Source organism: Marinicella pacifica (assembly GCF_014636635.1).
Classification (GTDB): domain Bacteria; phylum Pseudomonadota; class Gammaproteobacteria; order Xanthomonadales; family Marinicellaceae; genus Marinicella; species Marinicella pacifica.
In genome coordinates, this window is record NZ_BMEO01000003.1 from 286,481 (window position 1) to 310,762 (window position 24,282).

Here is a 24,282-nt window from a genome sequence, read left to right on the forward strand (position 1 = left end):
CCCGTCAATCACATGAGCATCTGTCTTTTTGGAGTGAACCATAAAACCGCCGATATTGCCATTCGTGAGCGGTTTACAGTGGCTGAATCAGATTACCGTTCACACATACAAGAGACCCTCAGTCACCCGGCAATTCGGGCCGTGGTTATTTTAAGTACCTGTAACCGGACCGAATATTATTTATCGGTGTCTTCGGTTAAAGCATTTGAAGATTTTTATGAAAACACGTTCGGCCGACAGGATAACCGTGATGTGATTTATAAGATGAGCGGTCAGGCTGTGGTGAACCATTTATTTGCAGTAACGGCGGGTATCGATTCGTTGGTGGTGGGTGAAACCCAGATTCAGGGCCAGGTTAAAAAAGCCTATGAAACCGCCAGACAGGTGCGCATGGACAGTGCCTTAGATAAATTGTTTCAAATGGCTTTTAAAGCCGCTAAGTTGGTGCGTTCAGAAACCGAAATTGGTCGTAATCCTGTGTCTGTGGCCCATTGTGCGGTGCAGTTGGGGCGGCAAATATTCGGTGATTTGCAACAACAAAAATTATTGGTGGTGGGTGCCGGTGAGACCTCGGAGCTGGTGATTCGCTATTTGATGAATCATCAGGCAGACACCATCACACTTACCAACCGCACCCGTTCAAAGGCGGAAAAAATGGCCCGTATCTTCAATACCGGGGTGATGCCATTAGCGGATTTGAACCGAAGATTGGGTGAATTTGATTTGATTTTCACCGCCACCGCTTGTCCGCATCATTTAATTACCCATGCGGCCGCCAAACAAGCGCTGGTGGCCCGCAAGCACCGGCCAATGGTGATGATTGACTTGTCTGTGCCGCGTGATATCGATGATTCCATTAAAGCGCTGGATGATGTGTTTTTATATGCGGTGGATGATCTGCAAAAAGTGATTACTCAAAACATGAGTCGTCGGCAAAACACGGTGGAAGAAGCGCGCCGTATTATTGAAGCCGAAGCCACCTTGTTTATGCAATGGCAGCAAAGAAAAAAGTACCACGGTTTATTAAAGCAATACCAACATAAAGTTGACCATGATAAAGTGGGGGTGCTGGAAAAAAAACAGGGTGATGTGGATGAAATGGTTTTGCAAAAAATGGAAATTTTGGCCCATCAGGTGAGTCAGAAAATAGCTCACCCGATTATGCAGGGTTTACGAAAAGTCATTGAATCCGGTAATGAAGAACACATTAAGTTAATGGCTGAACTCCTTGATTTAGAAATAGAAAATGACACCCGAAATTAAACAGAAACTGGCCATTGCTGAAGAACGCTTTGAAGAAATCACTCGCTTATTGACTGAGCCTGACGTGATGTCCAATCAGAACAGGTTTCGAGATTTATCCAAAGAGTACGCACACTTAGAGCCCTTGATTGCAGTCTACAGAAATTATCAGGCCACTGAGCAGGAATTGAGCGAGGCCAAAGAAATGATGGCCGATGAGGAGCTCAAAGATCTGGCGCAGGAAAGTATGGCTGAAAGTAAAGCCCGCCTTGAGCAGTTGGAGAAATCGCTTAAGGTTTTACTGATTCCCAAAGATCCGAACGATGATAAAAATATTTATCTGGAAGTCAGGGCCGGAACCGGCGGTGATGAAGCGGCGATCTTTGCCGGTGATTTATTTCGCATGTACATGCGCTATGCTGAGAAGCAAGGTTGGCAAACCGAGCTTATCAGCACCCACGAAGGTGAACATGGTGGCTTTAAAGAAGTGATCGCATTGATCAAAGGTGAAGGCTGTTACGGTGATTTAAAATTTGAATCCGGCACCCACCGGGTGCAGCGTGTACCGGAAACTGAATCGCAGGGGCGGGTTCACACATCAGCCTGCACGGTGGCCATTTTACCTGAAGTCAACCAAGTGGAGTCGGTGGATATTAAACCGTCTGATTTGCGAATAGACACTTTTCGTTCCTCGGGTGCCGGCGGTCAACATGTAAACACCACCGATTCAGCCGTGCGTATTACCCATATACCAACCAACACCGTGGTGGAATGTCAGGATGAACGTTCACAACATAAAAATAAAGCCAAAGCCATGTCTTTATTGGCCTCTCGAATCTTGGCTGCCCAACAACAAGCCATTCATTCAGAACAATCTGAAGCACGTAAATTACAGGTCGGAAGTGGTGACCGTTCGCAAAGAATCCGAACTTATAATTATCCCCAAGGTCGAATCACCGATCACCGCATTAATTTGACATTATATCAATTAGGTGAAATTATAGAGGGTCAGTTAGAACCTGTTATAGAGCCGCTTAAGCAAGCAGAGCAAGCTGACTTGCTGGCACAATTGGGACGATAATATGAAGTTAACAACATGTACAGTACTGTTATGCCTGGCCTTAATCGGTTGTCAAAGTCCGACACCGAAAGCCCAGCAAACCGATACTGACGAAATCGCACAAAGTGAATGGCAAATTGCCCAAAAGCAAGTGGTTGATGCGGTGCGTGAAAGACAATTTGATGACGCCGCTGCACAGTTGGCAACAATGATAGATAAAGCGGGTGACGAGGACAGTCATTGGCAGTATATCCGCATGGTTTTAGCGGTGTTACCAAGTGAACAAGCGATACCGTTAATTCAGCAAGCGATAAATCGTCCTGTTATCCAGCAATCTCAAGCCCATTTACTGGCATTCAGTCGCTTACTGATGCAACATAAAGACCTGGCGGCCGCTTTGCCCTTAAGCAACCAGGCCGTTGCACTGGACAAATCAGAAGCCGCGGTTTATTGGCGTGCACGTCTGTTGGCGGTGGCCAAAGACTTTTTATCTGCAGAACAGGATTACCGGTGGTTACTACAACAATCGACTGATAACACGGATTACATCAGTCAGTATGCCGCTTTAAAAATGCAACAAGGTGATTTAGCTGCTGCCGAAGACATCCTCAAGATTCACAGCGAGGAACCGCGTTTATTGTATCAATATATACTAATCCTATTGCAACAAGATAAAACTGAACAGGCCAAACAACAGTATCAGCAATTAATGGCTGTGATTAACAGGCAGATACTGACACCGGAAGAAAAGCTGGATTATGGTGAAGTGGCTTTGTGGTTATCAGATTACGACACCGCGTTGTCATTACTGAGTGACGTCAACGATGCCCAACATATTTACGCGGCGAAATTATTACTGGCGCGGGTTTACCTAAAACAAGACAACCCCGATCGGGCCATGGTGTTGTTTAAACAAGTACAAAATGCGCCACCGGAATATGCTGTTCCGGCATTTCAAATGGCGGCTGAATACCACTATGAGCAGACCGATGCGGAACAAGCCATTGCCGAATTATCTGAGGGTTTACGGTTTTTTAAAGATCAGCCGGATTTGTTATATTCCCGGGCTTTGTTGTACGCTCAGGAACAAAAGGTGGCAGCTGCTGAAAAAGATTTGAACAAAATAATTGAGCAACAACCTGATCACGCCGATGCCCTCAATGCACTGGGCTATACCTGGGCCGATAATGACATGAATCTGGATCAGGCTTTGGATTACATTGAACGGGCAAATGAACTCAAGCCTGACAATTCAGCCATTTTAGACTCTCTGGGTTGGGTTCATTACAAACGCGGTGATTTACTGAAAGCCGAGCATTTTTTGCGTGAATCATTACGCCAGCCCGGCGTCAGTGCAGAAACCTACGAACATCTGATTGTGGTTTTAGAGGCCCAAAATAAAGCCAATGAAGCCGATTTAATACGGCAAAAACTAAAAGCGTTTTTAGCCGACTAAATGACCCGTGAAAACTGCTGTTTTGATTCCGGTTTTAAATAGGCATCAAACACCATACAGACATTGCGAATCAGCAAGCGGCCTTTTGCGCTGACCTGAATACTGTCTTGACTCATGTCCACCAAGCCGTCTTCTGCCATCGATTGTAGGCTGTTTAATTCATCCGCAAAATAATCATCAAAATTAATGTCAAAGCGATTGTCTAATTGAGTTTTATCAATGTAAAAATGACAGGATAAATCCTGAATCACCTGCCGGCGAATAAGGTCATCGGCGGAAAGTTTGTAGCCTTTCATAATCGGTATGTGACCCTCGTTCAAGAGTTGGTAGTATTTGTCCGAGGTTTTAATATTCTGACTGAAACAATTGTTAAACAGACTGATGGCGCTGACCCCCATGGCCAGTAAATCACAATCGGCATGGGTGGTGTAGCCCTGGAAGTTACGCTGTAAAGTGCCGTTTTGCTGCGCCAAAGCCAGCTCATCATCGGGTTTGGCAAAATGGTCCATGCCGATATAGACATAACCGGCGTCGGCTAATGTCTGGATGGTCATTTGTAGAATATCCAGTTTTTCATCTGCTGAGGGCAGGTCGGTCTCATGAATGCGTTTTTGCGGCATAAATAAATGCGGCATATGGGCATAATTAAACACCGATAAACGATCGGGTGACAGTTCAATGATTTGTTCTAAGGTATCCTCAAAAGATTGTAAGGTTTGAAAGGGTAAGCCATAAATCAAATCCACGTTAATGGATTTGGCCTTATGTGATCGACAGGCTTCAATGACATTTCGGGTCATGCTGATGGGCTGAATGCGGTTAACCGCCTTTTGGACTTTTTCTTGAACATCCTGAACCCCCATGGAAAAACGGTTAAAGCCTGTATCTGCCAACCGCTGAATGGTGTTTTCATCGGCTTCACGCGGATCAATCTCAATCGAATAATCTCGGCGGTCATCACTCAGTAAAGTAAAATGCCGGTCAATTAAATCCATCAGGCGGTGGTGTTGGGGGGCGGTTAGAAAAGTGGGCGTGCCGCCGCCAAAATGAAGTTGCTCAACAACCCTTGTCTCGGCAATATGGCTGGATTGTAGTTTAATTTCTTGTTCTAAAAAGTCGATGTATGTATCGGCTTTATCACGTTTTTTGGTGGTAATTTTGTTGCAGGCGCAGAAAAAACACAGGGTATCACAAAAGGGAATATGAAAATACAAAGACAGCGGATCATGTGCGGCGCCCTGATACTGACTTTTTAAATTCTCCAGATGAGCCTGTTCGTTGTAATCATCATTAAAAACAACAGCGGTCGGATAAGACGTGTAGCGAGGGCCGGTTAAATTGTATTTTTTTATCAGCTCTTTATCAAAATGAACGGTGAGTGGTTGTTGTAAACTCATAATCGACTGTCATGTGGGCAAAATCGTCATTATAATTGATAAACCCTCAGATAACATGATATGCGTCAATTTCCGGCTAAATTGAGCGAATGTAAATGGCTTCACTGACGCTTGTCTGACTTGCTTTATTGACCTGAAATCGGCACAATAGCAGGTTTTTACAACGAGCCTTTTATGACTGATTTCAAAGCCCTGGCAGTGCCCGGTGTGCAAAAACTTAACCCCTACGTCCCCGGAAAACCCATCAGTGAGCTGGAGCGTGAATTGGGGATTGAAAACATCATAAAACTGGCTTCCAACGAAAACCCGCTTGGCCCCAGCCCCAAAGCGATGGCCGCCATAGCACCTTTAATGTCCGAATTAGCTTTATACCCTGACGGCAATGGATTTGAATTAAAAAAAGCCCTGGCTGAAAAGCATGGTGTCGGGATGGATCAAATCACTTTAGGTAACGGTTCCAATGACGTACTGGTGCTGCTGGCTGAGGCCTTTTTATCGGCGGCTCATAATGCCATTTATTCACAATACAGTTTTGCGGTGTATCCGATCGCGATTCAAGCCATCGGCGCCACCCATAAAATGATTCCGGCGTTGGGATGGGACAGCGATTCACCGCTTGGTTGCGATTTGGACGCCATGGCAGCCGCCATAGACGCCCAAACCCGGCTTATTTTCATTGCCAATCCGAATAATCCTACCGGTTCATTTCTGACAAAACAGGCATTGTATAATTTTATTCAACAGGTACCGGAAGATGTGATAGTGGTGCTGGATGAAGCGTATCTGGAATATTCACCCGAATCCATGCGGGTTGATGGCAGTCTGTGGTTATCTGAGTTTCCTAACCTGGTGGTTACCCGGACATTTTCAAAAGCCTATGGACTGGCGGGGTTACGGGTTGGTTACAGCTTAAGTCACCCCGATATTGCCAATGTTATCAACCGCATACGGCAACCTTTTAACGTCAATTCACTGGCCTTAAAAGCCGCAGAGGCAGCCATTGACGATGCAGATTTTATTCAAAAATCCATGGCTGTTAATGCCAAAGGTTTAGAGCTGCTCTGCGATTGCTGTGATGAATTGAAACTGCGCTATGTACCCTCTAAAGGCAACTTCCTGTTGGTTGATTTTGCACAGGATGCGATGCCAATTTATGAGCATCTGCTACATAATGGCATCATCACACGGCCGGTGGCGAACTACGGATTACCGAACAGTTTAAGAATCACCATTGGTAGCGAAAATCAGATACAACGTTTAATTAATCTGTTACCGACCGCAGTTGCTTAATTCAATGACAGTTATTCAACCCCAGGATACTTTTCGCCTGCGTGCGCCGCTGCAACTGGCCGGTGAAATTTCAGTTCCCGGCGACAAATCAATTTCTCATCGGTCGGTAATTTTGGCGGGCATCAGTGAGGGGCGCAGTACCATCAGCGGATTTTTGAATTCAGCGGATTGTTTGGCTACGATGAAAATCATGCAGGCGCTGGGTGTGTCCATAGAGGCATCCGGTGATGATTTCGTGGTGCAGGGTGTGGGCTTACACGGTTTAACTGAAGCTGATGATGTTTTGGATTGTGGCAATGCCGGCACCGGCATGCGTCTTCTGGCGGGTTTGCTGGCAGCGCAATCATTTTCAAGTACTTTGGTGGGTGATGAATCCTTAAGTCAGCGGCCGATGAAGCGCATCATCGAACCGTTAACCCGAATGGGCGCACGCATTGAATCGGATAATTACACTGCACCGTTACATTTTGAACCCGCCATCGGATTAACAGGCATTGATTACCATAGCCCGGTGGCCAGTGCCCAGGTGAAAAGTGCCATTTTGCTGGCCGGCTTATATGCCAACGGTTCCACATCCGTGACCGAACCGCAATTGTCACGCGATCACACAGAGACCATGCTGAAAGGCTTTGGTTGTGAAGTGCAACGTGATGGCCTGACTGTGCGCATCACTGCACCTGAAAAACTCACCGCACAAGATATTCTGGTGCCGGGTGATGTGTCCTCAGCGGCCTTTTTTATGGTCTTGGGTGTGTTGCATCCCCAGGCTGACTTTGTCATTAATCAGGTCAGCATCAATCCGACCCGCGCAGCGGTCATTCATATACTTCAGGATATGGGTGCTGATATCACGGTTTTTAATCAAACTGAACAAGGCGGTGAACCGGTGGCGGATGTGCGCATTAAAAGCAGCCAGTTGCAGGGCATTGATATTCCGAATAAATACATCGCTTCAGCCATCGATGAGTTTCCCATACTGTTTATTGCCGCGGCCTTGGCGCAGGGCACCACAAGGCTGACCGGTGCCGAAGAACTGCGTCACAAAGAAAGCGACCGCATTGCGGTGATGTGTCAAGGTCTTAAACGTTTGGGCATTGACTGTGAGGAACTTAGTGATGGTGCCGTTATTTATGGTGGTCAATTGGGTTCGGGTATCGTTGACGGTCATGGTGATCATAGGTGTGCGATGAGCTTTCTGGTGGCTTCGGCGTTAACAGATCGGCCCATTTCAGTGCGTGGTTGTCATAACATCAACACATCGTTTCCCGGATTTTTTCAGGTGTGCAATGATTTGGGTGTGAACACTGAACGACCGTTGCCTGTGATAGCCGTTGATGGACCTTCAGGGGTTGGAAAAGGTACATTATGCAGCCGGCTGGCCCGGTCGCTGGGTTGGCATTTGTTGGATTCCGGTGCTATTTACCGGGCGCTGGCCTTGAAAATCATTAAGGATGCGTTGGTGGATGCCGATGAGGATGACTGGATTCAGGCTGCCACAGAACTGGATTTGCATTTTGAAGTGGACGCAGACAGGGGTACACGGATCATGTTAGATGGTGAAAATGTCACCGCCCGTCTGCGCAGTGAGCAATGTGCCAAAGTGGCGTCTCAAGTGGCACCGGTGGCGGCTGTTCGAACGGCTTTGTTGCACCGCCAACAGGCTTTTCTGAAACCGCCCGGTCTGGTGGCAGATGGACGGGATATGGGTACCGTGGTGTTTAAAAACGCCCCCTTGAAACTGTTTTTAACCGCTTCAGCGACAATTCGGGCAGAAAGACGTTATAAACAATTGCAAAGTGCGGGTGTCGATGTTAAAATCCGCGACCTTTTAAAGGACATCGAAGCCCGTGATCAACGGGACTCGGGTCGGGCCGTGGCGCCTTTGGTGCCGGCTGATGATGCGATTGTTATCGACACCGGTGATTTAAGCATCGATAAAGTGTATGAACTGGCCATGCAACTGGTGCATGACAACTTATCCTTGGTGACAAGTGATGCATCATCCACAGGTTAGTTAATAATTGAGCGGTTACTGCGGTAACCAAAACCAACGAGTATCGGGCAAGCCGATACAGAAGACAAGGTAAACCATCTGTTTGTTTACCGGAATATTATATGAGCGAAAATTTTGAAACCCTTCTCGACCAGGATCTGGCCGAAAAAAACATCATTCCCGGCACCATTGTTAAAGGCAAAGTGGTTGACATCGAAAATGGCTTTGCGGTTGTTGACGCCGGTTTAAAATCTGAGGGCGTGATTCCTTTGGAAGAATTTGGTGATGACGACGATTCCGTTCACATCGGTGATGAAGTCGAAGTGGCCCTGGAGAAATATGAAAATGGATTTGGCGAAACCGTGTTGTCACGAGAAAAAGCCAAACGTATGCTGGTTTGGGATCAGTTGCGCATGGCCATGGAGACCGACCAAATTGTGATTGGTCAAATCACCTCTAAAGTGCGTGGTGGTTTTACTGTTGAACTGAAAGACATTCGGGCGTTTTTGCCGGGTTCTTTGGTGGATGTGCGGCCGGTGCGTGATCCGGGATATTTAGAAGGCAAAGACCTGGAATTCAAAGTCATCAAACTGGATCAAAAACGCAATAACGTGGTGGTTTCGCGACGTGCTGTGGTTGAATCTGAATATTCTGAAGATCGAGAGAAATTACTGGAGTCCTTGGAAGATGGCGCCATTGTTAAAGGTATCGTGAAGAACTTAACCGATTACGGTGCGTTCCTGGACTTAGGCGGTATCGATGGCTTATTACACATTACTGACATGTCATGGAAGCGTGTTAACCATCCTTCTGAGGTGGTTGAGATTGGTCAGGAACTGGAAGTTCGTGTATTAAAATTCGACAAAGAAAGTCAACGGGTTTCATTGGGCTTGAAACAACTGGGCGAAGATCCGTGGAAGGATTTGTCACGCCGTCATCCAGTGGGGTCACGTCATTTTGGACGCGTCACCAACATCACCGATTACGGTTGTTTTGTTGAAATTGAAGACGGCATCGAAGGTTTGGTGCACGTGTCTGAAATTGACTGGACCAATAAGAACATCAACCCCGCCAAAGTGGTTCAGCCCGGTGATGAGGTTGAAGTCTGTATTCTTGATATTGAAGAAGGCAAACGCCGCATATCTCTGGGTATGAAGCAATGTAAACCCAATCCATGGGTTATTTTCTCTGAAAACGCGCAAAAAGGTGATGTGATTGAAGGTAAAATCAAATCCATTACTGACTTTGGTATTTTCATTGGTCTGGACGGTGGTATTGATGGTCTGGTTCATTTGTCTGACATTTCCTGGTCAGATGCCGGCGAACAAGCCATTCGTAACTACAAAAAAGGCGATCTGGTGAAAGCCGTTGTGTTGGTCATTGACGCTGAAAGAGAGCGTGTTTCTCTGGGCATCAAACAGCTTGAGCAAGATCCGTTCGGTTCATTTGTGGCCAATAATCCCAAAGGCTCACTGGTGACCGGTGAAGTGATTGAAGTCGATGAAAAGCAGGCCATTTTAGAACTTGAAGACGGTGTTAACGGCATTTTGAAGGCCTTTGATGTATCCAAAGAGCGCACCAATGATGTCAGTGAAGTCTATGCGGTCGGCGATAAAGTGGAAGCCAAATTTGTTTCCATGGATCGGCGCAAAAAAATGTTGGTCCTATCGGTTAAGGCCAAAGAAAATGATGAGCTGAAAGATGTTTTGGATGAGTACCAAAAAGGCGCATCAGGCACCACCAGTTTGGGTGATCTGTTAAAAGAAAAAATGGATGATTAATTTGTTTTATTTCTAACCATTAAAAGGCGGCCATCAGGTCGCCTTTTTTTGTCGATTATCAGATTTCAATCGGGTCTTCCTTTTTACGAATAAAAACCGACTGATATTTGTCACATGTTAAGGATTTGACGTCATGACACAACATTCTTGGCTTCTCTTTGCGGTAATCATCTGATATGTTTGATTTTTCACTGTTTATTTTTGTTTGTTTGGTTATAATTATCGCACTATGAAAGAATCCATAACCCGTTCAGAACTGATTGAAATCCTGGCTGATAAGTTTGCCCAAAGCGAACTGTCTAAATCTGATGTAAGCCTTTCGGTAAAAGAGCTTATTCAATATATGAGCACGTCCATTTCTGAAGGTCGTCGCATTGAAATACGCGGTTTTGGCAGTTTTACCCTGCGTGAGCGAAAACCCCGCATGGGTCGCAATCCAAAAACCGGTGAGCCGGTACCACTGGGTGCTAAATACGCACCCCACTTCAAACCCGGTAAAGACCTCAAAGAGCGGGTTAAAACCCAGGTGGGTCAATAAGCCTGTCAGAACAGGTTTGTAGGAGGGGGTTGCTTTAAAATTCGGGCCGCCGCCTTTTTAAATTTCATTAAGCAAACCTCAGATCTATCGAAACGTTCATCAGCCAGCTGCCGGCGATAATTTTCTAAAACCTCAGTCATTCCTGCGGCCGCACAAACCCGGGCCGAACCTTGTAAATAATGTAATTGTTTATCCAGTTCCGACCACAACTTATTGTCGTGCAGTTGTTCGATTTTTTGCATTTCCTGCGGTAATTCTTTGATAAATAATGTGCGTAACTTTTCTACAATTTCCGTATCTCCGTGGGAAATGGCCAAAGCCTGTTTTTCATCAAACGGATTGTCATATTTTATCTTTTTTGGTCGTTTTATCGGTGTGTTTTGTATCAATTCTTTTAACACAGACTTATTTAATGGCTTGACCAAAGACCGGGTGAACTGAGGATGGGGTGTGCAATCAAGGGGTTCCGCTGAAACCGCCACTATAGGGGTTTTATTGTGATTCTGAAGTTGTTTTATGTTTTTCGCCGCCGTGATACCATCCATGGGTTGCATGCGTATGTCCATCAAAATTAAGTCAAAGTCTTGTTGCCGACATACCGACAGGGCACTGGCACCACTGTCAGCTTCAGTGACATGATGATGCCATTGGGTTAAAATGGTCTTTAAATAAAGACGATTAATGTGGTTATCATCAACCACCAATATGGCTAAATGTTCCATGGTTACAACTCCCTGTGCTGTCCCGTATGTTGATAAGATTACCGATGAAAAGATGAAAAATCAAGCATGTTAATGACCTTCAATTGCTGCACTTCATACATTTTTAGGACTTTCGCCATGCTGGGATTGCTGTTGATTGCGGTTAATCTGGTGGCTGAAGAACCGCAATACAGGCTCAAGGGTCTGCAGCTTTTGCAGCAACAATCAAGCACCATCCTCGACATCAAACAACTGTATATGGCACCGGATATACAAATAAATGACATCCGTTACCGCTGTCATCACACGGTTGATGTCTATCCGTTTCACCATTGCCAACAAGCCGACCTGCGCTTTCACTTGCAACAAAATCAACTGCAGTTATCGGGTCGGGTCGATTATGATGTCCTTAACAATGTGTTAAAAGTCAATGCTGTGGATCAGGACAAAACCATGGTTTTTAATTATGACAGTGCGCGGCAGCGACAACGGATTGAGCTGACTGATTGGCCCATTAAAAAATGGCTGCCACCCTTATTGACTTCCATCAAAGATAATTTATCCGCTCAAGCCAACGGGGTGGTGGCTGTTGATTTGGATGATGGTGCGGTCAAAAGCCTCGAAGGTATTCAATTTTCCGGTTTGGACTATGAGCACAGTGATGATTTGATTGCCTTGGGATTGTCAGGACGCATTGATTTTGACTGGCTTAGCCGGCAACAAACGGTGTCAGCCAGGGTGCGAATCAATCAGGGTGAAGCTTTATTGAAACAGGTCTATGTGAATTTTTCTGAATTTCCATTGGTGTTGGATTTGAAAGTTGACAGCCGTGATTCTGATTATGTGATTCAATGGCAACTGGATAATGAAACCGCCTTTGAGGCCACGGGTGAAATGATACTGAGCGAGGATTTTAATATGGGTGATTGGCAGGGCCGCCTCGAGATTACAGACAGTACATTGTTTAACAAGCACATCACCAACAGTGTCCTGGAAATTTATGGTTTTAACAAAAATCAGGCTGCCGGTGGTTTTGAAGTAAACGCATCCGGACATGGACCACGGGTGGCGCACATGACCGCCGATTTTAAAGATTTTTCATTCACCAATCAAAAGCGAAAACTGGCGATAGCCGGTTTGAATGGAAAAGTGGACTGGCAATGGCATCAGACCAGTCAACCGTCAAGCCTGTCCTGGCATTCACTGGTTTTATCAGGTTTACCGATTCAGGCAGCGGATTTGAGGTTTAATATCAGTGAGGATGATTTGAGTTTATATGGTCGTCATGTGTTGCCTATTTTTGACGGGGCACTGGTGATTCAGCGGTTGACGGTGGATGGTTTTATGGCCGAAGAACCGGCTGCGGTTAAAATGGATGCTGAAATTGAACCGATTTCTTTGTTACCGATTTCACAGGCTTTAAACTGGCCGCAACTGGCCGGTCAAATCAGTGGACAATTACCCGGCATGGTTAAATCCGGTCATGTGATTGCATTTGACGGTACCCTGCATTTATCGGTTTTTGACGGTTCAATTCGTTTTCAGAATTTATCCATGGAGCGATTATTCGGCGTGGCGCCTGTGATTGCCGCGGATGTCGATATTAATCTGTTGGATTTAGCCCTGTTAACGCAGACCTATGATTTTGGTTTAATCACCGGTCGTTTGTCGGGTTTTATTGATCACCTGCGTATTACAAACTGGAAGGTAGATCGAATGGACGCCACCGTTTACAGTGTTAAAACTGAAAACAGTGATCAGACCATCAGTCAAAAAGCAATTGAAAATATTTCAGCCATTGGCGGAATTAAAGGGGCCATATCGCGGACTTTTTTACGTTTTTTTGAAGAATTCAAATACAAGAAAATCAAATTAAGCTGCAAACTCCATAATTCAGTGTGTCAAATTGGTGGTATTGATAACCAGGATGGTCGGTTCACCATTGTCGAAGGCGGTGGCTTGCCGAAAATAAACATTGTCGGCTACGCCCGGCAAATTGCTTGGGACGTGTTTATCAGCCGCTTACTGAATGCCAGTTATGACTCATAGAACGTTGTTTAATTCAGCCCCGGTTAACACCCGTTCTCTATAATTCGTGTTATTATTCTTTTTCCACAATTTTAATGAGGTGCAACATGAGTATTTTCAGTAAAACAGGCATATTATTGGGCAGTTTATTGGTGGCCGCTTGTGTCACCATCAATGTGTATTTTCCGGCGGCCGAAATGGAGTCAGCGGCTGAGAAAATTGTCCGCGATGTGCTTAAAGAAGAACAAAAAGACACCGACACACAAGATAATCCCCAGGGTCTGATCAGACAATCACCGGATACTTCCTGGCTGGCATCACTTAATCCGTTGAATTTACTGATAGGCAGCGCACATGCGCAACCCAAGGCAGATATTACGCTGTCATCCCCGGCCATTGATGCCATCACGGCACGCATGAAACAGCGGGTGAATGATTATCTGCGTGATTATTTGAATAAAAATGTGGTGGGTTTTACCAATGACGGGTTGGTGGAAATTGTGAATATCGATCAGTTGGATTTAAAAGAACGACAAGCCGTGAAAAAAGTGGTGGCCGATGAAAACCGCGATCGCATCGCCTTGTACCGTGAAATGGCGATTGCCAATGACCATCCAGAATGGGAAGATCAGGTGCGGCAGGCATTTGTTAAGCAATGGATTGCCCAGGCTGAATCAGGCTGGCTGTATCAGGATAATTCCGGACGCTGGGTGAAAAAATAAATATGGCGAGAGGACGACAGCGGTTGCCCAAAGAACCGATTCAACTGACCATCACCGATTTAAGCCATGACGGACGGGGTATTGCTCGTCACAATGATAAAGTGGTGTTCGTGCAAAATGCGTTACCGGGAGAAACGGTTGTGGCGCAGTTAAACCGACGCACCCGCCATTTTGATGAGGCCACGGCTCAGTCGGTTGAAAAACCCTCGTCTGATCGGGTTGAACCTGCTTGTGAATTTTATGACCGTTGTAACGGCTGTACCATGATGCACGTGAGTGATGAAAAGCAGATTGACTTTAAATTCAATACCTTAAAGTATAACCTTGATAAAATGGCTCACTTGCAACCGCTGCGTTGGTTGCCCCATTTAAGCGACCGTCACTGGCATTACCGCAGACGGGCGCGGTTAAGTGTCAAATGGGTGGCGGGTAAAGATAAAGTTCTGGTGGGGTTTCGTGAGAAGAACGGTCGTTTTGTGGCCGATATGGATGATTGTCTGGTGCTCGAAAAGCCTTTGGCTGATCTGATTAAGCCGTTGCAGGCATTGGTTTTGAAAATGTCCATCAGAACCCATATTCCACAAGTTGAATGTGCTTTGGGGGATCAACAGCCGGCTTTGATCTTACGTCACATGCGACCGCTGTCAGAGGCGGACATGGATTTATTGAAAGATTTTGCAGATACCCATGGTGTTCAATTATTTTTGCAATCAAAAGGACCGGACACTGTCACAGCCATCGCACCTGAATATGCGCCTTTGATTTTTGAGTTGCCACATCACGCCTTGCGTTACGAATTTTTGCCGAATGATTTCATACAAGTCAATCAGGCCATGAATGAACAGATGATAGACCGGGTTTTATCGGTATTGGAATTAAACAATGAATCCAGGGTATTGGATTTATTTTGTGGTCTGGGTAATTTCACATTACCCATGGCGCGTTATTGTCAACAGGTGACAGGTGTCGAAGGTGATCAGCAACTGGTGGAGCGGGCGCGTCACAACGCCATTTTAAATGGCTTAAACCATGTTGCGTTTTACACCGCTGACTTGACTGAAGACCACAGCCAAAGTACCTGGCTTAAACAGGATTTCAGTCATGTTTTAATTGATCCGCCACGTAGCGGTGCCTGGGATATTTTGCCTTTGATTGCCAAAACAACAGCCAAAACCCTGGTGTATGTTTCCTGTCATCCGGCGAGTTTGGCCAGAGACAGCGGGCGATTAGTGAATGATTTGGGTTTTACCATGGAATCTGCCGGTGTCATGGACATGTTTCCACACACCTCGCACGTGGAATCCATGGCTGTTTTTACCCGGAAATAAGTATGAATTTGTTGGCGATATTGATTGCTTTTGGTGTTTTTCACTGGCTGGGTAAGCCGAAAATTTTACAGTCTTTTGGCTGGTGGTCAGCGATGCTTAATTTTACTCAAAAACAATCATGGCTCAAACCCGACTGGCTGAAAGCCTTTGTTTTACTGATGTTGCCGGTGTTGATGGTGGCTATTATTTCACATTTTCTGCAACAGCGGCACGATCATCAGTTGTGGTATTTGATACTCAATTGTGTGGTTTTGTATTATTGTCTCGGCCCCCAACAACTGGAGATTGATGCCAAAAAAATGCTGACCGCTGAAGAAAGTGAATCTGATGATATGCAATGGTTGGTGGTTAAACTGACGGATGAAGCCATACGGCGTTGGTTTTTGATTATCTTCTGGTTTGTTGTGCTGGGTGCAGCGGGGGCTATGTTAAGTCGTTTAACGATACACAGCCAACAGCATAAGAACTTCACAGATGCCGGCTTGTCAAAAGCACTTTATGCTTTATTGTCTTATCCGGTGATCTGGCTGATGACGCTGTCATTACTGGTGGCCAGTGACTTTGACCGCATATGGCGCCACTGCAAGCGTTATTTAAAACGTCAGAATTGGTATTGGCAACACCGTTCCCTGCTTTATGAAGCCATGGACTTTGCGGTCGAGAATTGTGAAATTGAGGATTATCAGTCTGATAATCCGCAAACAGTCCGAAACACCACCTTATCGGTGCTTAAACGCATGTTAATGGTGTGGTTGGTGTTGGTGGCATTTATTGTGATATTTACCATAGGATAGCGAAATGAATTATTTGAATACCCGAATTTTATGTTTAGTCTTATTAATTATTTTTCACGGCGCATTATCTGCCAAATTATACAAATGGGTGGATGAAGACGGTAAGGTTCATTACAGCGACAAGGTGCCGCCTGAATACAATGATCAGGCCCGTCAGGAATTGAATCAAGCCGGCGTGGTCAAGGATTCAGTGGACAGGGCACTGACTGAAGAAGAAAAAAAACAAAAAGCCGAAGCGCTGGCGCGGCAAAAACGGGAAGCTGAACAACTGGCAATGTTAAAAAAACAACAACAAGCCGAACGCAACAAATTGCTTAAATCTTATAGCAATGCCGATCAGATTACCCGCCTCAAACGTGAACGCATCGAGGCCCTTGAGCGCAACATCGAATTGGCTGAAGAAAACCTGATTATACAAAAACGCAATTTAGAAGACCTGCTTAAACGTGCGGCGGACAAAGAACGCAGTGGCGGAATGGTTTCAGAAGCCTTCACCACTCAAATTGAAAAAAGCCGCGAACAAATTAAAAATCAACAGCAGTTTATCGTCGACAAAACCCATGAAATTAAAGAAACCGAAGATAAATACAATGACGAACTGGCCAAATATCTGTATTACAGCGGTCAAACCAAAAGCATAGAGCCGATTGAAAATAATCCACAGACGGATCCGGCTAACACAAATCAAGAGCCACATTAAGCGTCCGTTAATTAATAACGACCACGGCCGGGTGATTTTTTCACCCGGTTTTCACGTGTTCCATCTAAAATAAAGATTCCCTGAATTCGGATAATAAGTGCAATTTCCTGAGAAGGTCGGTTAACTGATATAGTTACTGATTTTTCTCATCAAAAGGAAAATGCAATATGAGCTATAAACAGTTAACCGAATTAGAACGATATCAGATTTACAGACTAAAGAAAATGGGTTTTAAGCAAAAGATTATAGCCAAAGAGCTTGGCCGATCACCTTCGACTATTTCTCGTGAGATATCCCGCAATACTGGCAAAAAGAATTACCGGCCGAAGCAAGCCCAACGAATGACTGAAAACCGTCGTAAGAACGCCCATAAAGCCATTAAAATAACAGAGCAAGTTAAACATTGGATTATCACACTTCTATATCATGACTTGAGCCCGGAACAAATCACCATTTATCTTAAAAAGAACAACGGTGTCTCATTGCATCATGAAACGATATACCAGCTTATTTATGCTGACAAGAAAGCAGGCGGTACTTTATATAAGCAATTAAGGGTTGCCAGTAAACACACAAGCACAAATACCGTAAAACCTCGGGCAGACAAGAACGGATATGGCATAGAATCCCCTTTTTTTAAATGTTTATAATCGCATAATCCTAAAAACAATACCACAAAAAACCCGGCCTGATTGATATTTTGCTTTTAAGAGACTTTAAGCTGTCACTCTTACCACGGCTCAAGTAAAATGTTGTCTTTTTTAAAATATAAGGTCAGACATGTCCAGAGAACTCGATAAACTTGATTTATTTGATGTGAATGCCATGCTTAATGATGAACAGCGCATGGTCAAAGAATCCATTGGCCGCTGGGTGGATGAGCGTTTTTTACCGCTGGTGGCTGAGCACTTTGAAGCCCACACCTTTCCAATGGAGCTGGTGCCTGAAATGGCGGATTTAGGTTTATTCGGCAGCACTATTCAGGGTTATGATTGTGCCGGGCTGGATTACATGTCTTATGGACTCATCTGTCAGGAGCTGGAACGCGGTGACAGCGGTTTACGCAGCTTTGCTTCGGTACAAAGTTCTTTGTGCATGTTTCCAATTGATGCCTTTGGTTCAGAAGCGCAAAAGCAGCGCTGGCTGCCGCCAATGGCAAAAGGTGAAGTGATCGGTTGTTTCGGTCTCACCGAGGCTCATGCGGGCTCGGATCCTGCATCGATGAAAACCCGCGCCAAGAAAGATGGTGATGACTGGATTATCAATGGCTCAAAAATGTGGATTACCAATGGTTCCGTGGCGGATATTGCGATTGTCTGGGCGCAAACCGATGACGGTATTCAGGGCTTTATCATTGAAAAGGATATGCCGGGATTTGATACCGAACTAATTACCCGCAAAATGTCGTTACGGGCCTCGGTGACATCGGCCTTGTTTTTTGATGATGTACGGGTTCCCGACAGTAACCGCTTACCTAAAGTTAAAGGGCTCAAAGGTCCTTTGAGCTGCTTATCCAATGCCCGTTTTGGGATTTCCTTTGGTCCCATCGGTGCAGCTCAGGCCTGTTTACAGGAAGTCCTGAATTACACCGCTGAGCGGGTGTTGTTTGATCGCAGTCTGGATTGTAACCAAATCATTCAGCAAAAACTGGCGGATATGGCCAGACGCATCACCACAGCACAATTACTGGCTTACCGATTAGGCCAGTTAAAAGACAGCAATCAGATTCAACCGACCCAGATTTCTCTGGCAAAATGGAATAATGTTCGTATGGCACTGGACATTGCCCGTGAATGCCGGGATATGTTGGGTGGTGCCGGAATCACCACTGAACACGTGGCCATTCGCCATATGCTTAATTTAGAAAGTGTGATTACCTATGAGGGCACTGAAACCATTCACCAGTTGGTGGTGGGCCGTGAACTGACCGGTAAAAACGCGTTTTAGTCATGACCAACGCAGGCGCTAAGAAGATTAACCGTGCTGAAGTGGTTAATCAAAATTTTATTGATTTTGTTCAAAATTATCAAGCAATTGAGCCCAAAAACACATTATCCGTCAGTGGTTTAGACAGTCAGACATTATGGGATTTGTTTGAGTCGCAAGTGCGCTCACGACAACTTGATCTGATGGCGCGGGTATTGAAACTGTCCAATAAAGTGTTTTACACCATTGGTTCTTCAGGACACGAAGGCAATGTCATGTTGGGTCGTCTGGTGCGACACACGGATCCGGCCTTTTTGCATTACCGCAGTGGCGGTTTGATGATGGAACGTTCCCGGCATGTACCGGGCATTGATCCAATCTGGGACACTTGTCTGTCCTTTGCAGCAGCCGCGGAAGACCCTGCCTCAGGGGGACGCCATAAAGTGTGGGGGTCAAAACCTTTGTGGGTGATTCCGCAAACCAGCACCATAGCCAGCCACTTGCCCAAGGCGGTGGGTTGTGCCCTGGGGGTGGAGCTCACCCAGCGGTTACAGGCATCTATGCCGATTCCCGATGATGCCATTGTGCTGTGCAATTTCGGTGATGCCAGTGCCAACCATTCCACCGCTCAAGGGGCGTTTAATGCCGCCTCCTGGGCCGCTTTTCAGGGGCTCAAAACACCGGTTTTGTTTGTATGTGAAGACAACGGCATCGGTATTTCCGTAAAAACCCCTGAAAACTGGATTGCCGATGGGTTTAAATTCAGACCCGGTTTGCAGTATTTTGCCGCTGACGGGCTGGATATTGAAACCGGTTATTTGCAAGTCAAAAGGGCCGTGGATTTTTGTCGTCAGGAACGCAAGCCGGTGTTTTTGCATTTAAAAACCACCCGATTAATGGGACATGCGGGCACTGATTTTGAAGTGGATTACCGTAAAATGACCGATTTGCTGGCAGATGAGGCCAAAGATCCGTTATTAAATACTGCGGCCAGCCTGATTAATCATGGCATTAAAAAACCCGGTGAAATAATTGATTTTTATCATCAAATTTATGATGAGTGTATGGCCAAAGCCGAACAGGCCCATGGACGCAAAAAAATCACCACACTGGCTGAGGTGATTGCACCGCTGGTACCACTGGATGAAGACAAGGTTTACCGGCAAGCGGGTCACCACAACAAAGAAAAACGCCTGGCTTATTTTGGCAGTCAAAAGTTATTACCTGAAAACCAGTCACCCAAACACATGGCCATTCAGATCAACCGGGGGTTGCAGGATCTGATGCTGGCTTATCCACACATGATTCTGTTCGGTGAAGATGTGGCTCAAAAAGGGGGCGTATATACAGTTACCAAAAACCTGTTTAAGCAATTTTCGGCCAAACGGGTGTTTAACACTTTGTTGGATGAACAAACTATTTTGGGTCTGGCTCAGGGTTATGCAACACTTGGTTTATTACCGGTACCTGAAATTCAGTATCTGGCTTATTTTCACAATGCCTGTGACCAAATTCGCGGTGAAGCCGCCAGTTTGCAATTTTTCTCCAATGGTCAGTTTGCCAACCCCATGGTGATTAGAATTCCCGGACTTGGCTATCAAAAAGGTTTTGGCGGGCATTTTCATAATGACAATTCCATTGCTGCCTTGCGCGATATTCCGGGTTTAATTGTCGCTTGCCCATCGCGCGGTGACGATGCGGTAACCATGATGCGCACCCTGACCGCCTTGTCGCAGGTTAATAAACGGGTGTCGATATTTATCGAACCGATTGCCTTGTACATGCAAAAAGATCTTTATGAGGAGGGCGATGGTTTGTGGAACACCGCTTATCCCGAGCCGGGCCATTACACCCCACTGGGACAACCGCGTGTTTATCACGGCAACGCCAAAGATATGCTCATTATCACTTATGGTAATGGGGTTTTATTAAGCCTCAAAGCGGCCAAAAGACTGGCACAAACCCATCAAACTCAAGCCAGGGTGTTGGATTTAAGGTGGCTGCAACCATTAAATGAAAAAGCAATCAAGCAAATTGCCGGCGAATTTGATAAAATCTTAATTGTGGACGAGGGCAGACGTTCAGCCTGTGTCGGTGAAGGGGTGATAACTGTTTTGGCGACCCAAGCCAAAAAACCAAAACACCTCCGTTTATTAACCGGTAGCGATTGTTTCACACCGTTGGCAGATGCCGCGGGACTGGTGTTGCCCAATGTGGATTCAGTGTACCGGGAATTATTACAATTACAGGAGATTCGTTGACAGAACTGTGTATTTTATTTGCTGATGTGGCAGACAGCACCGCCTTGTTTGATCAATACGGTGACGATGTTGCGCGCGGCCTGATTGCCGACACTTTAAATGCGTTACTTGAAGACGTTCATCATTGTCGCGGCCATCTGGTTAAAACCATTGGTGATGAAATCATGTGTACTTTTTCACAGGTCGATGCCGCCATAGATGCCGCCATATTAATGCAAAACAGGTTGGTAAACCGTCCTAAAGAATCGCATCAACCGGAAATCCACATCCGCATTGGCTTACATTGTGGTGAAGTCATTATCGAAGAGGATGATGTGTTCGGCGATGCGGTCAATGTGGCGGCACGGATGACATCGTTTGCCAAAAAACACCAAATTATTACCAACCAAACCACCTTTAAACGCGCAAAAACCGGTGAATTGCCGATGTTTCGTTCATTGGGTGCAGTGGACATTAAAGGCAAGGCCAAAGCCATTGAGGTGGTGGAAATCCTGTGGCAGCAGGATAAAAGTAAATTAACCCGGGTGACGTCCACGCTCGACATTAAATTACCTTTTGAACAGGCTGATTTACGCATGAATTTAAACGGCAAGCAATACCGCATGAACCATAATAACCCGCACCTAACGATAGGCCGGGCGGATGATTGTGATATTCAGGTTAAACTGTTGCGTACCTCTCGTTACCACGGTGAGTTCGATTTTAAAGGCGGCAATTTTAAATACACAGACAACAGCACCAACGGCAGTTGGGTGCAACAAAAAAACACCACGCCGGTGCGCATTCACCGCGACAGTTTTGTTTTACAAGGTGAAGGCTGGATAGCTTTTGGACAAATGGATTTTACCGATCAACATAAATTACTCCACTATAAGGTGACCAAATAATGCTTGAATTGATTAAAAAAATGGCCGGATTCGGGCTTTTAACGCTGAGTTTGTTTTATCTGGCATTGAGGATGTTTTGATGAGCGACAGACAACGACCGGTTAAATACAGAGAACGGGCAAAAAAAACCCTGCTTGAATTTCAGGCCACGGCCTGGCTGCTGTATTTTTACAGCCTGCCTTTTTTGTTTGCCGCCTTATGGCAACTGATCAGTGGTCATTTGTGGTTGTTTTTAATAAGCTTTGGTTGTTTTTTCGGTGTCTTGCTCAGTGCCGTCTGGATGTCCAAGGGGCGAAAAAATAAGCACCATTTCCAAAAACGCAAATACACCCTGCAGCAGCCTTTTCCCTTGATGTTTCTGGCCTCATTATCTCTCGGCGCCTCTGCCTTTGCCGGTGCCTTTCTGGTGGCCGGACTGGGTTTGCTGTCGGCCATCGGACACGGCGTTGCCGCAACAGTGGGCAGCTGGCTGTGGTATGGTCTGGATGCGGTCGGCGGTTCGGCTTTTGATGAGGTCAAAGATAAAGACAGCCAGACCATCTTGGCCATCAGTGAACAATCCATTGTCAACATTGAACAGGCTGAAAAAAGTATCGATAACCGGTTTCTCAAAGGGTATCTGCACGATATTGTGCGCCTGGCACGCAATGTGGTTGAAACCCTGGTGGAAAAGCCGGAAAAAATCCCCAAAGCACGGCGGTTTTTACATTCTTATTTAGACGCCACTGAAAGTGTCATTGAACGCTATGCAAAAACACACAAACAGGTGGATAATAATCAGCTGGACGAAAACTTCAAAAATGTTCTGCAGAATATTGTGAACGTATTTGCCGAACAGCAACAAAAACTCATCGAAGATGATGTGTTTGATTTAGACGTGGATATTGAAGTATTAAACACCCTTTTAGAAAAACAAGGCATTAATTAATAAAACCGAGGAAATTATGACAGACGAAACCAAAACCAAACTTGACACAGCCGCGCTGCAGGAAACCGTTCCCGGCGTCACCACTGAAATGGTGTCCTATCGGGATGCGGACAGCGAGGAACAGCAACGTATTGATGAACTGATGTCAGAAATAAACATCGCCGATGCCAATTCGATTATATTCTTTGGCACCAAAGCCCAGGAAAAGGTTACCGACATTTCCGATAAAATGCTGGAAGGGGTGAAAAACAAGGATTTAGGGCGTTCAGGTGAAGCCCTTAATGAAATGGTTGCCACCATTCGCGGCTTTGACGTGGATGAATTGGATCCGAATAAAAAGCCTGGTTTTTTTGCGCGACTATTCGGCAAAGCCAAACCACTTGCGAAGTTTTTGCAAAAATATGAAGAGGTGAAAAATCAAATTGAAAAAATCACCCAAAAGTTAGAATCGCATAAAACCACCTTGCTCAAAGACATCACCAGCTTAGACCGTCTGTATGTGGCCAATCTGGAGTATTTTCATAATCTTGAAGATTATATCCGTGCCGGTGAAGAAAAACTGCGCCAGTTGCATGATGAAGTGATTCCGCAAATGGAAAAAGAAGCCGAAAACACCGATGATATGCTGGCGGCCCAAAAACTAAGGGACATCCGCTCTGCCACGGCTGACCTTGAGCGGCGCGTGCATGATCTGCGATTAACCCGTCAGGTCACCTTACAAAGCTTACCCAGTATTCGTCTGGTGCAAGAAAATGACAAAGGCCTGATTAATAAAATTAACTCCACCATAGCCAACACCATTCCTTTGTGGCGACAACAACTGGCCCAAACGGTCACCATCTGGCGTTCTGAGCAGGCCGCCGATACCTTAAAAGATGCCACCGATCTCACCAACGAAATGCTGGCAGCCAATGCCGAAAACTTGCGCATTGCCAACCGCAAAGTGCGCGAGCAGATGGAGCGGGGTGTGTTTGATATTGAAGTGGTGAAAGAAGCGAACCAGAAACTGATTGCTACCATTGACGACAGTTTACAAATTGCCGAAGCCGGTAAGGCCAAACGTGAGGCGGCGGTTGTGGAGCTGCAAAAAACCGAAAGCCAGTTACGCGAAGCGCTGCTCACTGCCAAAGCCCGCTACGCCGAAATACAAGACGATACCAAAGAATAACAATCCAATTATCCTCTGTGCCTTTGTGGTGAATTATTTTTTTACCACAAAGTGCGCAAAGGTTTTCACAAAGCACACAAAG

20 protein-coding genes and 1 pseudogene are annotated in these 24,282 nt (G+C 45.6%); 19 read left to right on the plus strand and 2 right to left on the minus strand.

The window, feature by feature from the left end; all coding sequences use genetic code 11:
- Window positions 1-12 precede the first annotated feature (12 nt).
- Genes hemA through IEV16_RS05405 form a run of 3 tightly spaced genes read left to right on the plus strand, consistent with a single transcriptional unit; the run spans window position 13 to window position 3,758 of the window.
- Window positions 13-1,263, plus strand: coding sequence for a glutamyl-tRNA reductase (gene hemA, locus IEV16_RS05395; RefSeq protein ID WP_268234400.1), 1,251 nt, complete (start codon window positions 13-15; stop codon window positions 1,261-1,263).
- The gene (gene prfA / locus IEV16_RS05400; RefSeq protein ID WP_188364656.1) at window positions 1,247-2,323 is read left to right on the plus strand and encodes a peptide chain release factor 1; all 1,077 of its coding nucleotides are present in this window, start codon (window positions 1,247-1,249) and stop codon (window positions 2,321-2,323) included. Before hemA ends, prfA begins: the two co-directional genes overlap by 17 nt.
- A gap of 1 nt (window position 2,324) precedes the next feature.
- Complete coding sequence (locus IEV16_RS05405) at window positions 2,325-3,758, plus strand: tetratricopeptide repeat protein (RefSeq protein ID WP_188364657.1); 1,434 nt, start codon at window positions 2,325-2,327, stop codon at window positions 3,756-3,758.
- Here the strand turns inward: IEV16_RS05405 and hemN are convergent.
- Window positions 3,755-5,155 (minus strand): oxygen-independent coproporphyrinogen III oxidase, encoded by a 1,401-nt coding sequence (hemN, locus tag IEV16_RS05410; RefSeq protein WP_188364658.1) that lies wholly within the window; start codon window positions 5,153-5,155, stop codon window positions 3,755-3,757. The genes IEV16_RS05405 and hemN overlap by 4 nt on opposite strands.
- 174 nt (window positions 5,156-5,329) lie before the next feature.
- Here hemN and hisC point away from each other — a divergent pair, with 174 nt between their 5' ends.
- The 5 genes and pseudogenes from hisC (at window position 5,330) to IEV16_RS05430 (ending at window position 10,757) form a co-directional block, all read left to right on the plus strand.
- On the plus strand, window positions 5,330-6,445 hold the full coding sequence (gene hisC, locus IEV16_RS05415; protein ID WP_188364659.1) for a histidinol-phosphate transaminase: 1,116 nt from the start codon (window positions 5,330-5,332) through the stop codon (window positions 6,443-6,445).
- A gap of 4 nt (window positions 6,446-6,449) precedes the next feature.
- Window positions 6,450-7,754, plus strand: a pseudogene (gene aroA, locus IEV16_RS13605) (3-phosphoshikimate 1-carboxyvinyltransferase); the annotation flags it as partial.
- 12 nt (window positions 7,755-7,766) lie between these two features.
- Window positions 7,767-8,459, plus strand: a complete 693-nt coding sequence (gene cmk, locus IEV16_RS13610; RefSeq protein ID WP_443093951.1) for a (d)CMP kinase — start codon at window positions 7,767-7,769, stop codon at window positions 8,457-8,459.
- Between the two features lie 101 nt (window positions 8,460-8,560).
- Window positions 8,561-10,219: a 30S ribosomal protein S1 gene (gene rpsA, locus IEV16_RS05425; protein WP_188364661.1), complete on the plus strand. Its 1,659-nt coding sequence runs from the start codon at window positions 8,561-8,563 to the stop codon at window positions 10,217-10,219.
- 241 nt (window positions 10,220-10,460) lie between these two features.
- Complete coding sequence (locus IEV16_RS05430; protein WP_188364728.1) at window positions 10,461-10,757, plus strand: integration host factor subunit beta; 297 nt, start codon at window positions 10,461-10,463, stop codon at window positions 10,755-10,757.
- A 5-nt stretch (window positions 10,758-10,762) separates the two neighbouring features.
- On the opposite strand, the gene IEV16_RS05435 is transcribed toward IEV16_RS05430, so the two are convergent.
- Window positions 10,763-11,479 (minus strand): response regulator, encoded by a 717-nt coding sequence (locus tag IEV16_RS05435; RefSeq protein WP_188364662.1) that lies wholly within the window; start codon window positions 11,477-11,479, stop codon window positions 10,763-10,765.
- A gap of 117 nt (window positions 11,480-11,596) precedes the next feature.
- On the opposite strand from IEV16_RS05435, the gene IEV16_RS05440 reads away from it, so the two are divergent.
- The 11 genes from IEV16_RS05440 (at window position 11,597) to IEV16_RS05490 (ending at window position 24,200) form a co-directional block, all read left to right on the plus strand.
- On the plus strand, window positions 11,597-13,507 hold the full coding sequence (locus IEV16_RS05440) for an intermembrane phospholipid transport YdbH family protein (protein WP_188364663.1): 1,911 nt from the start codon (window positions 11,597-11,599) through the stop codon (window positions 13,505-13,507).
- An 86-nt stretch (window positions 13,508-13,593) separates the two neighbouring features.
- Window positions 13,594-14,208 carry a DUF1318 domain-containing protein gene (locus IEV16_RS05445; protein WP_188364664.1) on the plus strand — a complete coding sequence of 205 codons (615 nt, stop codon included), beginning with the start codon at window positions 13,594-13,596 and terminating at the stop codon, window positions 14,206-14,208.
- 2 nt (window positions 14,209-14,210) lie between these two features.
- A complete protein-coding gene (gene rlmD, locus IEV16_RS05450; protein ID WP_188364665.1) occupies window positions 14,211-15,536 on the plus strand; it encodes a 23S rRNA (uracil(1939)-C(5))-methyltransferase RlmD in 1,326 nt (441 codons plus the stop codon).
- A 2-nt stretch (window positions 15,537-15,538) separates the two neighbouring features.
- Complete coding sequence (locus tag IEV16_RS05455) at window positions 15,539-16,330, plus strand: hypothetical protein (protein WP_188364666.1); 792 nt, start codon at window positions 15,539-15,541, stop codon at window positions 16,328-16,330.
- A gap of 4 nt (window positions 16,331-16,334) precedes the next feature.
- On the plus strand, window positions 16,335-17,030 hold the full coding sequence (locus IEV16_RS05460; RefSeq protein ID WP_188364667.1) for a DUF4124 domain-containing protein: 696 nt from the start codon (window positions 16,335-16,337) through the stop codon (window positions 17,028-17,030).
- 167 nt (window positions 17,031-17,197) lie between these two features.
- Window positions 17,198-17,680, plus strand: coding sequence for a helix-turn-helix domain-containing protein (locus tag IEV16_RS05465; protein WP_188364668.1), 483 nt, complete (start codon window positions 17,198-17,200; stop codon window positions 17,678-17,680).
- A 130-nt stretch (window positions 17,681-17,810) separates the two neighbouring features.
- On the plus strand, window positions 17,811-18,977 hold the full coding sequence (locus tag IEV16_RS05470) for an acyl-CoA dehydrogenase family protein (RefSeq protein WP_188364669.1): 1,167 nt from the start codon (window positions 17,811-17,813) through the stop codon (window positions 18,975-18,977).
- Window positions 18,978-18,979: 2 nt separating this feature from the next.
- Complete coding sequence (locus IEV16_RS05475; protein WP_188364670.1) at window positions 18,980-21,217, plus strand: thiamine pyrophosphate-dependent enzyme; 2,238 nt, start codon at window positions 18,980-18,982, stop codon at window positions 21,215-21,217.
- On the plus strand, window positions 21,214-22,104 hold the full coding sequence (locus IEV16_RS05480) for an adenylate/guanylate cyclase domain-containing protein (RefSeq protein ID WP_188364671.1): 891 nt from the start codon (window positions 21,214-21,216) through the stop codon (window positions 22,102-22,104). Before IEV16_RS05475 ends, IEV16_RS05480 begins: the two co-directional genes overlap by 4 nt.
- 79 nt (window positions 22,105-22,183) lie before the next feature.
- Window positions 22,184-23,032, plus strand: a complete 849-nt coding sequence (locus tag IEV16_RS05485) for a 5-bromo-4-chloroindolyl phosphate hydrolysis family protein (RefSeq protein WP_188364672.1) — start codon at window positions 22,184-22,186, stop codon at window positions 23,030-23,032.
- A gap of 16 nt (window positions 23,033-23,048) precedes the next feature.
- Entirely contained in the window at window positions 23,049-24,200 is a 1,152-nt protein-coding gene (locus IEV16_RS05490) for a toxic anion resistance protein (protein ID WP_188364673.1), read from the plus strand.
- Window positions 24,201-24,282 lie beyond the last annotated feature (82 nt).